The sequence below is a fragment of the Vibrio sp. 704 genome, assembly GCF_033339295.1.
Map to the genome: position 1 here is coordinate 1 of NZ_JAWOUH010000974.1, position 527 is coordinate 527.

Genomic DNA, 527 nt, shown 5'->3' on the forward strand with positions numbered 1-527 from the left:
TATATAGATGAACGAGAAGTGATTCGGCTGGTGTTTCACCAACTCTTCAAGTGCACCTAAGATTACCGGGCGATTACAAAAGCCAGACACAGGATCAAAATCGGTCAGCTTTTGAATCATCTCCGCTTGTTGTTTGTTTTCGCTCAAATCTTGCAACAGCAGCATCAAGGCGGTGTGCCCGTTGTGCTGAATCAGTGTTGCTTCTATTAAACAATCGATGGTTTCGCCATGGCTGTCTAGCATCTGTGCTTCAAACTGATTGCGGCCATGTTGAAGCTCTCGATACATTGCATCAACACGACACTCATCAGCAGTCGTAGGGCAGAGCGTGTCTAATGTCTGCTCAAGAAGCTCGGACTTTTTATAACTCAGTAGTTCAAGCGCTCGATGGTGGGCGTCGACGATTTCACGTTCAATAACGATCAGCATGCCCAACGATGAGCTGTGGTAAAGTGCGCCGAATTTCTCCATGGAGTCTTTCAGTTGTAACTGAGTCATAGACGTGTTTTCAGAGAGCTTTTGCACAA

At 46.1% G+C, this 527-nt stretch carries 1 protein-coding gene; it reads right to left on the minus strand.

The window, feature by feature from the left end; all coding sequences use genetic code 11:
• Window positions 1–527: PAS domain-containing protein (locus R7R24_RS30185; RefSeq protein WP_318120650.1), on the minus strand; the 527-nt coding region annotated here is incomplete at both ends.